The 14768-nt window shown below is 43.2% G+C and carries 16 protein-coding genes; 13 read left to right on the top strand and 3 right to left on the bottom strand.

Features of this window, described 5'->3' with window-relative positions:
- Positions 1–292: 292 nt before the first annotated feature.
- The 13 genes from K6V30_RS21300 (at position 293) to K6V30_RS21240 (ending at position 10589) form a co-directional block, all read left to right on the top strand.
- Entirely contained in the window at positions 293–2947 is a 2655-nt protein-coding gene (locus tag K6V30_RS21300; RefSeq protein WP_032837167.1) for a hybrid sensor histidine kinase/response regulator transcription factor, read from the top strand.
- Positions 2948–3225: 278 nt separating this feature from the next.
- Positions 3226–3459 carry a hypothetical protein gene (locus tag K6V30_RS21295; RefSeq protein WP_010538802.1) on the top strand — a complete coding sequence of 78 codons (234 nt, stop codon included), beginning with the start codon at positions 3226–3228 and terminating at the stop codon, positions 3457–3459.
- Between the two features lie 16 nt (positions 3460–3475).
- Complete coding sequence (locus K6V30_RS21290) at positions 3476–3967, top strand: helix-turn-helix domain-containing protein (protein WP_224207200.1); 492 nt, start codon at positions 3476–3478, stop codon at positions 3965–3967.
- A 34-nt stretch (positions 3968–4001) separates the two neighbouring features.
- Positions 4002–5318, top strand: coding sequence for an OmpA family protein (locus tag K6V30_RS21285; protein ID WP_055270868.1), 1317 nt, complete (start codon positions 4002–4004; stop codon positions 5316–5318).
- A 151-nt stretch (positions 5319–5469) separates the two neighbouring features.
- Positions 5470–5790 (top strand): type II toxin-antitoxin system RelE/ParE family toxin, encoded by a 321-nt coding sequence (locus tag K6V30_RS21280; RefSeq protein ID WP_010538799.1) that lies wholly within the window; start codon positions 5470–5472, stop codon positions 5788–5790.
- A gap of 4 nt (positions 5791–5794) precedes the next feature.
- The gene (locus tag K6V30_RS21275; RefSeq protein WP_010538798.1) at positions 5795–6139 is read left to right on the top strand and encodes a HigA family addiction module antitoxin; all 345 of its coding nucleotides are present in this window, start codon (positions 5795–5797) and stop codon (positions 6137–6139) included.
- A gap of 119 nt (positions 6140–6258) precedes the next feature.
- Positions 6259–6840: a L,D-transpeptidase gene (locus K6V30_RS21270; protein ID WP_022301936.1), complete on the top strand. Its 582-nt coding sequence runs from the start codon at positions 6259–6261 to the stop codon at positions 6838–6840.
- A gap of 189 nt (positions 6841–7029) precedes the next feature.
- The gene (locus K6V30_RS21265; protein ID WP_010538796.1) at positions 7030–7518 is read left to right on the top strand and encodes an HU family DNA-binding protein; all 489 of its coding nucleotides are present in this window, start codon (positions 7030–7032) and stop codon (positions 7516–7518) included.
- A gap of 85 nt (positions 7519–7603) precedes the next feature.
- Complete coding sequence (locus K6V30_RS21260; RefSeq protein WP_010538795.1) at positions 7604–8035, top strand: hypothetical protein; 432 nt, start codon at positions 7604–7606, stop codon at positions 8033–8035.
- A gap of 97 nt (positions 8036–8132) precedes the next feature.
- Positions 8133–8648 (top strand): porin family protein, encoded by a 516-nt coding sequence (locus K6V30_RS21255; protein ID WP_022301937.1) that lies wholly within the window; start codon positions 8133–8135, stop codon positions 8646–8648.
- A gap of 348 nt (positions 8649–8996) precedes the next feature.
- Entirely contained in the window at positions 8997–9488 is a 492-nt protein-coding gene (locus K6V30_RS21250; protein WP_181950780.1) for a hypothetical protein, read from the top strand.
- A gap of 89 nt (positions 9489–9577) precedes the next feature.
- Positions 9578–10039, top strand: coding sequence for a zinc-ribbon domain-containing protein (locus K6V30_RS21245; protein ID WP_055270820.1), 462 nt, complete (start codon positions 9578–9580; stop codon positions 10037–10039).
- Between the two features lie 85 nt (positions 10040–10124).
- The gene (locus tag K6V30_RS21240; RefSeq protein WP_010538791.1) at positions 10125–10589 is read left to right on the top strand and encodes a DUF4870 domain-containing protein; all 465 of its coding nucleotides are present in this window, start codon (positions 10125–10127) and stop codon (positions 10587–10589) included.
- A 169-nt stretch (positions 10590–10758) separates the two neighbouring features.
- Here K6V30_RS21240 and K6V30_RS21235 read toward each other — a convergent pair whose 3' ends face one another.
- From K6V30_RS21235 to K6V30_RS21225, 3 genes are all read right to left on the bottom strand, one after another.
- Positions 10759–11934, bottom strand: coding sequence for a DUF418 domain-containing protein (locus K6V30_RS21235; RefSeq protein ID WP_055270818.1), 1176 nt, complete (start codon positions 11932–11934; stop codon positions 10759–10761).
- A 140-nt stretch (positions 11935–12074) separates the two neighbouring features.
- Complete coding sequence (gene nudC / locus K6V30_RS21230; RefSeq protein ID WP_255324031.1) at positions 12075–12968, bottom strand: NAD(+) diphosphatase; 894 nt, start codon at positions 12966–12968, stop codon at positions 12075–12077.
- A complete protein-coding gene (locus tag K6V30_RS21225; RefSeq protein WP_010538787.1) occupies positions 12913–14553 on the bottom strand; it encodes an ABC-F family ATP-binding cassette domain-containing protein in 1641 nt (546 codons plus the stop codon). Before K6V30_RS21225 ends, nudC begins: the two co-directional genes overlap by 56 nt.
- Positions 14554–14768 lie beyond the last annotated feature (215 nt).

Raw genomic sequence — 14768 nt, 5'->3', positions numbered from 1 at the left:
TGGGTTTACCAGAGCCTATCTCTTAAAATCAGCTGATAGTCCCACGCTTTCTTTTTTATACACATACATGACAATAGTGATGGATAACTTTATTATTACCTATAGAAATGTCTTCTTCCTGCTACTTATACTCATAGGTAGTTTTTGGATGCTTGCCTGTCATCAGGTAACTTCGGAAAGAAGATCCGTTATACAACGGGAGACTATCGATAGTCTTATAAAAACTTCTCCATCCATGGACTCCTTGATTATATGGCTTGAGCATTATCAATATATAAAAAACAAATCGGGAATGATTCTCACATGTAAAGAACTGGGGAAGCGTTACAGGGAGACTGCCCATTTTGATAAGGCGATTGATTATCATCGCAAAGGATTGATGTATGCTATGCAGCTGCAAGATACAGTTGAAATAATTCAGGCTTTGAATAATTTAGGCACTAATTTCCGCCGGCTGGGTATCATGGACGAGGCGTCTTCTTACCATTATCAGGCATTGATGCTTTGTGAACGATCTTCTAATAAGACTACTTTCATAGCCAAGAAGAATCGTGTGATGTCTTTGAGCGGCATTGGTAATGTTTACCTGACATTGGATAATTTGGATGCTGCCGACAGTATTTTTCGTGTGACACTTGCCGGGGAACAGGAATTGCACAGCGATTTAGGTCAAGCTATGAATTATGCAAATTTAGGATCGGTATTCGAGACACGGGGAATGATTGATTCGGCATTGGTGTATTATCAACTTTCTATGGAACATAATCGTAAAGCCCATTCCGATTTGGGTATTTCGTTATGTCATAATCACTTTGGAAGATTGTTTGCGCTAGAAGGGAAATGGAACGATGCTCTTCGGGAGTATCGGAATGCTTATGATCTGATGGAAAAAACAGGAGATGACTGGCACTGGCTCGAAGCGTGTCTTTCATTGGTTCGTGTTAATATCTCGAAAGGGAATATTCGCGTTGCAAAAGTTTACTTGGATAAGGCTCAACGAACTGCTGATGCCATTCATGCTTGGGAACATCTCAGCGAGGTGTATCGCTTGAGGTATCTTTGTTATGAAAAGGCAGGTGATTGTAGGCAAGCACTCGACTCTTATATACGAAGTCGCGCTTATGCCGATAGCGTAAAGAATGTGGATAATGTGAATCATATTCAGAACCTGAGGGTCAATTATGAAAGGGAAAGGAGTCTGCGCGAGATGACTTTATTGCGTGGCACCTATGAGATGCAACAACGCACTAAAAATATATATCTGTTAGTCAGCCTGTTTGCGCTGTTACTTGTAGGAGCGGCGGCAGGACTTTTGTGGTATGTATCGCGAATGAAGTCTCGTCATAACCGTGCCATGAAACAGATGGAGAAGGTGAGAAGTAACTTTTTTACGAATGTAACACATGAGTTTCGTACACCGCTGACGGTGATATTGGGACTGTTGGAACAATTACAGAAGGGTGGTATGAACAGGGAAGAACTGCAAAAGAGTATTGAAACGATCAGCCGGCAAGGACAGAGTCTGTTGGATCTGGTCAATCAGTTGCTGGAAGTCTCAAAAGTCAGATCGGAGGTCGGAGAGCCGGAGTGGCGCACAGGGGATGTAGTTGCCTATATTCGAATGCTCATAGAGAACTACCAGGTATATGCGCAGCAAAAACGGGTAGACCTTCGTTTTATTCCGGAAGAGATGAGCATCATGATGGACTTTGTACCCGAATACCTTTGCAAGATTATTCGTAATTTATTGTCAAATGCTCTTAAATTTACTCCTAAGGAAGGACGAGTATCACTGTTGATGTCACGAAATAAAGATAAACTGATGATTTACGTCGTAGATACGGGAGTAGGTATAGATGCGGGAGATCTGCCTCACATATTTGATACCTTTTATCAGGGAGAGAATAATGGTGGTTCCGATACCGGGTCAGGCATCGGATTATCATTGGTAAAGCAAATGACGGAGTGTATGTATGGTCATATAAAAGTGGAGAGTCGATTGGGAGAAGGAACCAAATTTATGATCACTTTGCCATTGCAGCATGGAAATTCTTTGTGGGAGAAATACTTGCCTGACGAAAAGTCTGACTTTTTCCAGCCCTTATCGGTCAACGGTGGAGGAGTGATGCTTGCTGAGGATTATGATGTAGAGAGAGCCGGTGAAAACAGAGAAATAAATGACTCCATGCACTCTTCTATATTAATAGTAGAAGACAATGAAGACGTGTCTTATTATATTGATCAATTATTGAAGAAAGACTATCATTTACTGTATGCCCGCAATGGTAATGAAGGATTGGAGAAAGCAAAAGAGTATATGCCCGATTTGATTCTTACGGATTTGATGATGCCTGAGATGGACGGTTATGAGCTTTGCCGTGAGATTCGCCATTCGGATATATTGAACCATATACCTATTATCATCATAACGGCGAAGAGTGAGGAAGAAGATCGGGTGCGTGGATTGGATACGGGTGCTGATGCTTTCCTGCAAAAACCTTTCAATGCCGACGAATTGAAAGTTCGCATAGTCAAACTGTTGGAGCAACGGCGTCTGCTGCGCGAGAAATATTCTCATGCTTTGCATGAAGGTACCGATCAGGCTGTCGAGCTGTCGGTAGCTGACCAAGAGTTTTTAACTCGTCTGAATGACTTGATTTACTCTTTGATGGGACATCATAATCTGAATTCGGACCTCTTGGCGAACAAAATGTGTATGAGCCTGTCGCAATTGAATCGCAAGGTGAAAGCGATTACCGGTTTCAGCAGTTCCGGTTATATCCTCCAGATGCGGATGGATAAAGCGAAGCGCCTGCTTGCTTCTACCAATACTCCGGTGGGTGATATTGCAATGAAATGTGGCTTTCCTGAAATCTCCTATTTCTCACGGATGTTTAAGCAGACTTTTCAGATGACACCTTCGCAATATCGTAAGAAAATTCTGTAATCTTTCCGTTCATTTTAGATCCTATGCCCCGGTTTTATACCTTCCGACCGGTTTTACTTGATATAATATTGTAAATAGTTTTTATTTGTCCGATTTGTGGCTGAAATCTGTTTATAATCAGTGCTTTACATTCGGATGATGCGCATATAAGTCAAATTCTGATAGTTAAAAGTGGGTGAATTATATAAAATAAATGCGCAAATAGTACAAACGGGTAATGTGCGATAAGCTTAATTTTGTGAGCATAGAAATCAATGATTCATTAAATTGTATAGAACATGGATGAAGATAAAGACACGAGACCATTGCTTTCGTATGAAGAGGTAATAGAAATCATTGACGAATGTATTTCACGCGATGAACCGATTGCTCGCGACGAGCGCATAGCGCGTATGGAGAAAGCGGCTGCGCGAATGGAAGCTGATCGCAGAAAGGAAAAAGGTATGAGAGGCATGTTCCGGTCTTTTAAGAGATTCTGGGCAGAGTTGTATTGGCGTATTCGGACGCGTTAAGGTAAATAGGGATGAAATGAACGGAAATAAAGATGGAAGAATAATGGCAAATAAGGATATACAGAAAGAGATCCGGTCTTTGGATGATACGGCGCAATTTACGCTTTCTACAAGGCAAATGGCGGAATACTGTCAACGGATTGTCGCTTATTTGGAAACAGAAAAGCGCTATCGGGAACCGGGATATTCGCTGTGGGAGTTATCGAGAGATACAGGTATTTCGACCAAGATTATATCTAAATCAATCAATGGGTATATGGGGCGCAATTTCTATGATTTGATCAACCGGATGCGGATAGAAGAGGCAAAAAAGATGTTGCGGGAGATGGCTGTAACAAACAGTCGGTTGATGATTGAAGAAGTAGGAGTACAGTGTGGCTTTCGTTCACGTTCCGTCTTTTTTACTCGTTTCAATGGATACGAAAAGATGACTCCCCGCAAGTATATGAGCATGTTTGAAAAGAAGCGGGAGAGAGATGCGGAAAGGATAAAGAGACGGAATGGATAAAAAATGTATTGTTAATCTAAAAAATAAAGGAAAGATGAAAAGACTACTATTTGTTTTTACCGTATTGCTACTTGCAGGAACAACGGAAGTTTATTCGCAGGGTTGGCTGGAAAAGGTAGCCAAAAAGACTGCGAAGCGGGTGGAAGAGAGGTCTAAGAAGAAAGTCGAGGACAAAGTGAACGAAGCTGCGGACAAGACCGTGGATAAGGCATTCGGTAAGGCGGAAGATGCCGTGACGGGAAAAGGGAATACGGGAAGTGATAATACCACAGGCGGTGAGACGGAAGATACGAACGAGAATGCAGAAGAAGGTGGAAAACAAGCAAAGAAATCTTCAACGATGAATTGGAACAAATTCGACTTTGTCGCAGGCGATGAGGTGATGTTTGACGATCAACTTGCTGGTGAGAAGTTGGGAGAGTTTCCTTCACAGTGGGATTTGAAGAGTGGTTATGCTGAGGTTGCACAGATAGACGGAAAGAATGCTATCTATATGACCGAAGCAACAAAGATCATGCCTCTCATGAAAGAGAAGAACTACTTGCCTGATGTATTTACCATCGAATTTGAAGTTTATGTGCCTACCGGTCGTAAAGGTGATGGGAATAATGCACAAACCGGCAACTACGCAGGCGGCAATAGCCGTTATAATATTGATTTAATAGGGGCGAATGGAAAGAATGTATTCCAAATTTATTGGTATAATCCGTGGTCCTTCGAACTTGGGGATAAAACTACCAGCGTAAATTGGGAATGGTATTCAGGCGGAGAAAGAAGCACAGGAGAGATGCAGTATATTTTCAAGTACAGAGATTTCAATCGTGTATCTATTTCTTTCAATAAACGTGCGATGAAAGTATATCTGAATGAAACTCGGGTGGTGAATATTCCTCGTTGTGATGCCCCTACAAGTTTTAATATTTATGCTTATCAGGGGGAAAAAGAGAATCGCTTTATTAAGAACGTCCGCATCGCCAAAGGCGCTGTCCCCCTCTATGACCGCATGATGTCCGACGGCAAATTCATCACCTATGGCATCACCTTCGATGTAGGTAAATCAGTAATCAAACCTGAATCAATGGGGGAAATTAACCGTATCGTCAAGTTAATGACCGAAAATCCTGATCTGAAATTCTCCGTAGAAGGACATACTGATAGTACAGGCAACGCAGCCAACAATCAGACGTTGAGCGAAGCCCGAAGTAAAGCGATTGTAGATAAACTGGTAGAAATGGGCATCGCTGCCGATCGCCTCGCTTCAGCAGGCAAGGGTCAGGCAAATCCCATCGCAGATAATGCGACAGACGAAGGACGGGCAAAGAACCGTCGGGTAGAGTTCGTGAAAATATAATTTTGTACGACTATATATATTGTATAGAAAAAGAGCTCTTTGACGTATTGGTTTACACGCTTTAAAATGAAGGAAAGCCCCTTAAAACGTGTTCACTTATTTGTGAATATCGGCAAAAGAGATTATCTTTGCAACATAATACGAGAATAATATGTTCATTACATTTGAAGAGACATACTTGCAGGACCTTTACGAGAAAGGGAAGACGGGTGACAAGAAGCACCGTTATCAGCCCGACATCGTAAGACGCTATCAAAAATGTATTCAGTTAATGAAAAAAGTGCCGGACATCGAATCGCTGGCAAAATATAATTCGTTGAACTACGAAGTGCTGAAAGGCGATAAAAATGGTATTTCATCCATCAGGGTGAATGATAAATACCGGGTTGAGTTCACCGTGAGGGAAACGATGGAAGAACCGATTATTATCGTATGCAACATAATAGATTTGTCGAACCATTATAAACAATAGCGTTATGATTAAAATAGAAGGTGTTGACCCGAAGATGATTGCCAACAATCTGACTCCATCCGAACCGATACATCCGGGTGAGATTTTGAAAGATGAAATCGAATACCGCGGCATATCGCAAAGAAAACTCGCTGCGCAGATGGGAATTTCTCCCACGTTACTCAATGAGATACTGAACGGCAAACGTGCTGTTTCTGCAGAATACGCTCTGCTGTTTGAGGCCGCACTCGGTATTGATGCCGAGCCGTTGATTAAATTGCAAGTCGATTATAACATTCAAGTAGCCAAGTCAGATAAATCCTTTCTCGAAAGGCTTGCCAATATCCGAAAGATTGCGGCAGTATTATAGAGTAAGCCGAGCGGACATCAATAGAATTTTAAAGCGTGTAGACCAATCATTAAAGGTTTGCACGCTTTTTTTGTGCACCCATATGAGAGGAAGCAGTAACCATAAAATAAAAAAACAATATGATTGTGTTCTTCTATGACAATAACCAGATTGTATGCATATTGCTCCTGTGGATGCTCCTTGGCGGAATTGGGGTACCGATGGCGACAGTATCGGCGCAGGACGTGAGTACGGACAGCACTGGACGGGCAGTGAAACTTAACCAAGTGGTGATATCCAAACGGGATATGCGAATGATCGTTCTTCGTCCGACAGGCGATACGCTTGCTGTTTTTCGTATCGCATGCGGGCGAAACTATGGTCACAAACAGCGCGAATGGGACTGCCGAACCCCAGAAGGACGGTTTGTCATAGCATCTGTGGAAGACCCCTCGGTCTGGCAGAAAGATATGGCAAAGACAGAGAGTCCGGGCGAGGTATATGGTCCCCGGTTCTTCCGGCTGAAAACACCCGGCTTCACGGGCATCGGGATACACGGAACATCCAAGCCTGAATTGATACCCGGACGAATTACAATGGGGTGCATACGTCTTTCGAACAAAGACCTGTATGTTTTCTCCAAGTTGGTGGGCGTAGATACTGAGGTAAGTATCTTGCCCGACAAAAACGATACGATCAATGATTTATTGACAAATTATTAACTATCAAAGGTGCATGAAACGACGGTCGTTCCACAAGCGCTCCAGAGCAGGAAAAGTTTACCCCTGGGCTCAACCCGGTACACCCTTGGCTTCAACTAGGTTCACCCCTAGGTTGAACTTTGTTCAGTTTCGGACTCATCAGGGAGCAACATAGTCAAGAAATGCATTAATGACAAAAAACAAAATGATATGGCATTCTTTAAGAAACAACAAAAGAAGATTAACGGCAAGTGGTATCCGCAAGTTGTTACCGTGGGCAAACCTGTCACCACGGACGAAGTGGCGGACCGCCTTTCTAAGATTTCTACCGTCAGCCGTGCCGACACGTACGCTGTGCTGAAAGATCTGGCGGATGTATTGAGCGATTACATGGCGCAGGGGCGTACCGTCAAACTCGAAGGACTGGGAACGTTTTACTATACCGCCGCAGCCAACGGACAGGGGGTAGACTCTCCCGAAAAGGTGACAGCGGCGCAAATTACGGGTGTCCGTATCCGTTTTATCCCCGAGTCTACCCGTACAAACGGAAACCGTACTGTCACCCGCTCTCTTGTTAGTGATAAAATCTTTTGGGAAGAATGGGGAGGAAAGGGTTCCGATGGCTCTTCTTCCGGAGGAGGTAGCGAAGGCGGGGGCGAAAGTGGAGGTGAAGAAGAAGCACCCGATCCGACAGTATAGGATATCAAAGGTTTGTTAGAAGGAAAAACACAAGCGAAACCCGAAAAGCTTATAGAGTAGGGAAAAAAATTAAATAGTGATAATTATGAAAACATTTGGTCTTTGGTTGAAAATGGCAGGACTCTGCCTGATGTTTGCTTTGGCATTCCCCGCATGCAGTGACGATGATGAAGAGAAAGAGGAACCGGGTGGGGTAGAAAACGTAAAAACAGGATGGAGTGAAGATGGGAACACGGCTACGTTTAAATACAGCTACACGGTTCCGGGAACGAAGTACACGGTCGCTTATGTGTATACGTTCAAGTTCAACGGCAATTCATGTACCGGTGCTTCTTGTTCCGTGACGTGCCCGACTGAGCAAATAGCACAGATGGTATACGAAAATTTGGACGCTGAAGATAAAGTCTTGTTTAAACTTTCAGGAAAAACGCTGACTTGCAACAAACTGGACTATTATATCGATCTGAACAAAGACGACATCAAAAGGGCGATGCAGGCCATGGGAGGTATGGGTTGATGGAACGGGAGACTTTGCACATCGACCTTTAAAGGAGGAACACATAGCGAAACCGAAAAGCTTATAGAGTAGGAAACATTTTTAAATTTAAGTAATTATGAGAAGAATTTTATTATTGATGGTAGCCGTGCTCTGCATTACAGTAGCAAGTGCTCAGGAGAAAGGTGAAACGGCAGTGGGTGCTCAAGTGGTATACGGATCGGGTGACGGGTTGTCCAACATCGGTATCGGGGCGAAATTCCAGTGGAACGTGATTAACCGATTGCGTCTTGAACCATCGTTCACTTACTTCCTGAAAAAAGATAATATCAATATGTGGAATGCGGGTGTAAACGTACACTACCTATTCCCGGTTGCCGATGCCATCACATTGTATCCTGTGGCAGGAGCAGGTATTTGGGGAATCAAAGTAAGCGTTCCTGAGATGGATCTGGGTGAATACGGAAACTATGGTGGAGGCAGCGCATCCAATTCGGAGTTCGGATTTAACATCGGTGCCGGTGCGGACTTCAATCTTTCCGAAAAGTTTGTTATCAATGCCGAGCTGAAGTACAAGGTTGGTGGTGATTGGAGTCGCCTGCTTATTTCGGCAGGAGTGGCCTACAAGTTCTGATGCGATAAACACGCTGTTTCTCTCGTCCCCTCTTTCCCTTTTTTCTCTCAGAAGATGTTCTTTCTTCCGATGTCTTCGCCACAGGGAGAGAGGCGGACGACGAGATAGCACCGTGTGTGGAGACAAAATAAGAAAAAACAGGCGCAAGTGAAACTTGTCCGCTTGCCCGAGGTGGAGAAAGGTGATACTCTGCTTTGTGGTATACCGACGTGAAGTGCTTCGGTGCGATGGGAGAAGGACGAATCTTCTTCGATGCGTATGGGGAGATAATGGAACGTCAACGAATATAAACAAACGGCTATGAATAAGGGATTCTATGATATATTAATACTTTAAAAACTGATGGATATGAGAAATTTTTTTGTAGTTCTGGCATGTATGACAAGCATTCTGTTAATTGTGGCTTGCGCGAAGTCTCCGGTAGACAAAGCAATGGAAAAAATTGATAAATCTATCGAAAAGGTCGAGAAGAACAAAGACAAGATGACAAAAAAGGACTTTGAAGTTCTAGACAAAGAGATGGAAGAACCTCTGAAAGTACTGAACGACGCATTGGAAAACGATGAAGTGGGTGCGCTTGATAAACTTAAAATCGTAGGTAAAGTGACGAAATGGGCTGCCGTATTGGTAAGTGCCGGGTTTAAGGTGGTTGGCGACGAATTGGGAAAAGAACTGAAAGAAAGCGGAGTAACCGGCGAGGATGTGAAGAAAGCGCTTGAAGGAGTGGAAACGACGACCGGTGACGATGTGAAGAAGGTCCTTGAAGAAGTTAAATCGACCGGCGACGAGGTGAAGAAAACTCTTGAAGAACTCCAATCGGCGAGTGATGAAGAAAAATAAAATCGAAACGAACAGTAAATGACGATAGGGGAAGCGATAGAATATAAGACAACAACAATATTTATTTAATTGTTAAGGAGAAATAAATTATGGCTATTTGTACCAATTGTGGAAATAAGGTGCCCGACGATATTAAGTTTTGTGTTTCATGCGGAGCAGCATTGGCGGCGGAAGGAACTGAGCAACTTGCACCGCAACTGCAACCAGTGTCGCAACCGCAGTCTGTCCAACAGCCACCGATATATATGGTTCAGGCCCAACAGCCTCCTGTTCAACAACCTGCGGCTGTCTACACGGAAGAGCCTATCACGACAGGCGGTTATATTGGCATTTTTTTGTTGCTGATGCTCCCGCTCATCAATATGATATGTCTTATTATCTGGGCATGCGGAGGTTGTCATAAAGTAAGTAAACGGAATATGGCGCGTGCCATGCTTATCTGGATGATAATCGGGACGGTACTTTCGGGAATAATCGTCTTGGTCGTTATCCTGTTTTTCGGTAGTGAACTGGATTCACTGAAAAATCTGGCAACCGGTCTTGGCGAATAGCCGGAACAAAAGACATATCGATCTCACAATGATGGTATACACTTTCTAATCTAAAAAATAACTAATTAATAGGAGGAAACAAATTATGGCATTCTGTGGAAAATGTGGTCAAAAAATTGAAGAAGGAATCAAATTCTGTCCGGCTTGCGGAGCACCTGTAGAAGTAAATGCGACTCAATCTGCTCAATCACAGCAACCTGCCGGCGGGTACAATCAGGCGGACATCGAGCAAAACAAAGTGATGGCGGTGCTGGCTTATTTCGGTATACTGGTACTGATACCGATTTTTGCAGCTAAGGAGTCTAAGTTTGCTCGCTTCCATTCCAACCAAGGATTGGTGCTGTGTATTGCCGCTGTCTTATACGGAGTTGCGTATAGTATCTTGAGTGCTGTCGTTTTAGCTATTTCGTGGAGGCTTTATTTTGTTGTCAGCCTTCTCGGTCTTGTCAGCATTGTCTTTGCTGTGCTTGCCGTTATCGGCATCATTAATGCGGCAAATGGGAAAGCGAAAGAACTTCCTGTTATCGGCAAATTCAAAATATTGAAATAACGGGAGAAACGAGGGAGGCGAATTGCAGGCACAAGCGCAATCTGTCACGCACCGTTTTTTATATGCAGACTACTGAGTTGCACAATTGTGTGGTACTTTCAATGAACGTGTATAGTTGATATAGTCGTATGCGTGTACTTCGTAGTCTGCATTCTTTCATTTCTGTATTTTACTTTTTAGTTCCCAGCCAAGTCCATTTGTGCCAGATTGTTTCCAGCGGACCTTGTTTGTGTCTGGCCAGCCACCATTTGCAGAATTGTACCTGTAACAGAAGAAGGACAATACCGATGATCAGACTGAGGGTATATCCACAATAAGGAGCCAGATAGAAGCCGAACGGGAAATAGATGATAGCTCCCAGTATAGATTGGCTGATATAGTTTGTTAGACTCATCTTACCGTAGAATCGGAGGTTGGACACGGCTTTCTTGAATCTTTCTTTTTGATAAAGCAGAATAAAGGAAGAAACCAGTACGATGGTGAATGCAAACTTCTGCCACATATCCAAAGCCGTACCTACTGTCTGTTTGATCAGACTGCTGTCACTTTGCATGATTTGTTCTTTCAGAGAATAAAGTGGGGCAAAACAGATGGCTGCTATGATAAGTGCCTTTATCCAGAATTTCAGATGAGATTCGGTAGTGACGAATAGCTGTTTTCGTCCGATATACAGACCAAAAAGGAAAAGTCCTGCTGTCTGTAAAAAACGTCCGGCGCCAATAGCCCAGAACAAACTGGCTTTTTGTCCCAGTGTGACGTTGCCTGTCAGGAATTCCCAGAAATTCCCGCCTTTAGTATAGGCTGCTACTTCATCGTACATTGCTCCGACATTCAGGTCAGGTAGGGTATAGTCCGGATTGAAAAGGCTCATCACATAGTGATACCATTCAATAGGCTGTAGCAGGAATATGATAGAAGTAATCAGAATTGCTTTATCGCTCCATTTGCGTACAATAAATAATATAAGGCTCACTACTGCAAACAAGAGCAGTACATCCCCTGCCGGAAAGAAAGCGGCGTTGAGAGTGGCAAAACCTACAAGTAATATCATTCTCCATAGGAAACGATAACCGAAATCTTTTCCTTTTAGCAGCTGATTATGTGATTGGATATAAAAGGTAAATCCGAAAAGCAGAGCGAATATCGCATAAGATTTTCCGGCAAACAAAGAGAATATTACATTGAGTACGCCATTGTCCAGAATAGTCAGCCATTCAGGGGAACTTTCCGGATAAACAGGAAAAATAAAATGTTCCAGGTTATGTACCAGGAGGATAGCCATGACGGCAAAGCCTCTGAGGGCGTCTACTACCTCAATTCGTGATGTTTTTGTTGATAATTCCATGGGGTTGATTTATGATTGTTTTTTTTAGTGAATATTCGTTTTACCCATTTGTTAGCGGGCTTCTCAAAATAGTAATAAGAGAATAAACTAAGTGCAATGGTAATGCAAAAGATAATAGGGATACTTATCATCCATTTTGGCTATTTATTGGAACAGTCCAGCCACCAGTCGATCATTTTCCGTGCCAGACTCAGTTTACGGGGTAGTTCCGGTAAATGATCCCGGGTATAGAAATCACCGGAACTGAGTTCCTCATCCTGTAATGTGATTTCACCTCCGGCATAATCTGCAATAAAACCGACCATTAATCCGCTGGGATAAGGCCAGGGCTGATTGCCGAAATAAGTGATGTTCTTCACATCCAGTCCCGTTTCTTCTTTTACTTCGCGGGCTACACATTCTTCCAGTGTTTCTCCTGTTTCCAGAAACCCGGCAACGAGGCTGTTGAATCTGCCTTTAAAATTGCGGGCATGAACCAGTAGGATAGAATCACCTTTTCTCACTAATACAAGAATAGCGGTAGAGATAGCCGGATAAACCTCCCGACCGCAGTTAGGGCACTTTTTCATGATGGATTCCTTTTGCTCCATCGGTGTGCCACAGGCAGAACAGAACCGGCTGTTTCTATCCCAATGTAATATTTCGTGTGCTTTCCCTGCTGCCTGGTAATGGGCTACGGGCAGGCATTCATAAGAAGCCCTAAGCCCGACTAATACATACTTGGCCGATTCTTCAATAGGACGGGCCAGGGAGAAGGCTTTGCAATTACTTCCTTCTAAAGTCGTTACATCATGTACGGTAGTCTTTTCTATCATAAAGACGGGAGGTATCTCTCCATAAGGGAGGGCAAATGTGCCGTTCTCTTTCTTTTCAAGCAGTAGTTCGTCTTTGTAGAAGACGAACCACCAGGATTGTGCTGTTTGACTCATTTTTTTCTTTCTGTATTCTTCGAACTGCGAAGTTATGAAAACTGTTTTATTAATGCAATAAAATAGGCTGGTCAATGTCAATCTCTTTGATAAAGTAGTCGTCATGTGAGATGGCTATGACAGTGCCCGTGTAGTTTTTGATGGTAGCAGTAATAATTTCAATGCTTTGTATATCCAGATTGTTGGTCGGTTCGTCCAGTATAAACATATCGGGTGTATTATTGCTGATCATCAGGCAGCAGAAAGCCAGTCGCATTTTTTCTCCCCCACTGAGTTTCCGGCAGGATTTGTCCCATTCGGCAGCGGGAAATAAAAAACGGTTTAGGATGATCTTTATTTCATGTTCCGGCAGGTTACGACTATTGAAAGCGTAAGCTTGCTCTAAAACACTGCTCCGGTCATCAATGATAGAATACTCCTGATTTAGGTAGACGTAAGTGAAATCTGCTCTTGTCAGTGTCCCTGTCTGAGTCTGGAGTTGTCCTGTGATTAATTTCAGCAGAGTTGTTTTTCCACTGCCGTTCAGCCCTTTTACACAGAGACGGTCTCCGCTTTTTATCAGGAAGCTGAGAGGGGTCTTCCAGAGAAATTGTTCCGGGTTGTCGGTGCCTGAAGTATTTTGGCTCTCTTTATTATCCATCTGATGATAGCTGAAATTAATCTTTTCTGCCGTAACAAGTATTTTTCCCGAATGGAGAGAGGAACTGTTGAAATCGGTTTTTAATACTGCTGTTGAAGGAAGCGAACTTTTGAGTTGATTTCGTTCATCTGTCAGTTTCCCGGCTTTTTCCTGATGGGCGTTGTTGAGTTTTGCAGTACTCTTTTCCGATTTGCTCTGCAATGAATTTAATACGATGCGTGGAACACCTTTTTTCATGTTCGCTTTCTCGCCACGTACATTCTGTTTCTCTCTGCGTTCAGCTGTTTCGCGGGCTACTTTGCGGGCGAGTCGGAGCGCTTTGTCCTTTTCTTCGATTCGTTCTAACAAGGCTTGCTGCATGATGTTTTTCTGTTCCTTGTAGAACTCATAATTGCCACCATAATACGTAAGCTGATGTTTCTCTAACTCACAGATTTCCGGAAGGAGGTTGAGGATTGTACGGTCGTGGCTTACTATCAGCAGTGTAGAACGCCATTTTTGTACCCAATCATATAAACGTTGCCGGCCCGATGAGTCGAGATGATTGGTTGGTTCGTCCATAAGGATAACGGATGGATTATGAATGTCCATACCTGCCAGAAATACACGTGTCTTTTCTCCTCCGCTAAGCAGATTCATTGGATAGGATAACGTGAACTGTCCTAATCCCCAGGAATCAAGAGCGGCCATGGAACGTTCTTCTATGTTCCAGTCATCGTTCAGAATTGTGAAATTTTCGGTTGAGGCATCCCCTGCGAGGATAGCGTGCAAAGCTTCTTGTTTATGGTCTGTCTGCAAAGCTTGTGCAATGGTCAGCGAATCATATTGTCCGAAATGCTGTGGAATATAATACAGGTCGTCCGGACGGACAATGACACCGGAAGATGGTGATCGTTGTCCGGCAATGATTTGTAGCAATGTGGATTTGCCACAGCCGTTATTACCGACTAATCCTAATTTTTGTCCTTTGCTGATGGCAAAGTTAAGGTCACTGAATAATACTTCTTTATCCGGATGGATATAGCTGATTTGTTGAATACTAATAGGCATGATGGTCTATTGGGTTTGAGGTTGAAAACTGGGTGAAGATAATCACGGGGTAAGGGAACGACAAACACAATACTGGCTAAACAACACGAATTTCGTGATGCTTAACGGTTATGAAAAAGCATAGATGAAAAGTGATGTTTACTAGAAGTGTTGTCTTACTTAGAAATTCTCATTGTGGTAAGTATATAGTTTAACTTGGTCGCAAAGATAATACT

It is taken from the genome of Bacteroides faecis (genome assembly GCF_020091505.1).
GTDB lineage: Bacteria > Bacteroidota > Bacteroidia > Bacteroidales > Bacteroidaceae > Bacteroides > Bacteroides faecis.
This window is presented reverse-complemented; position numbering and strand designations above follow the sequence as displayed.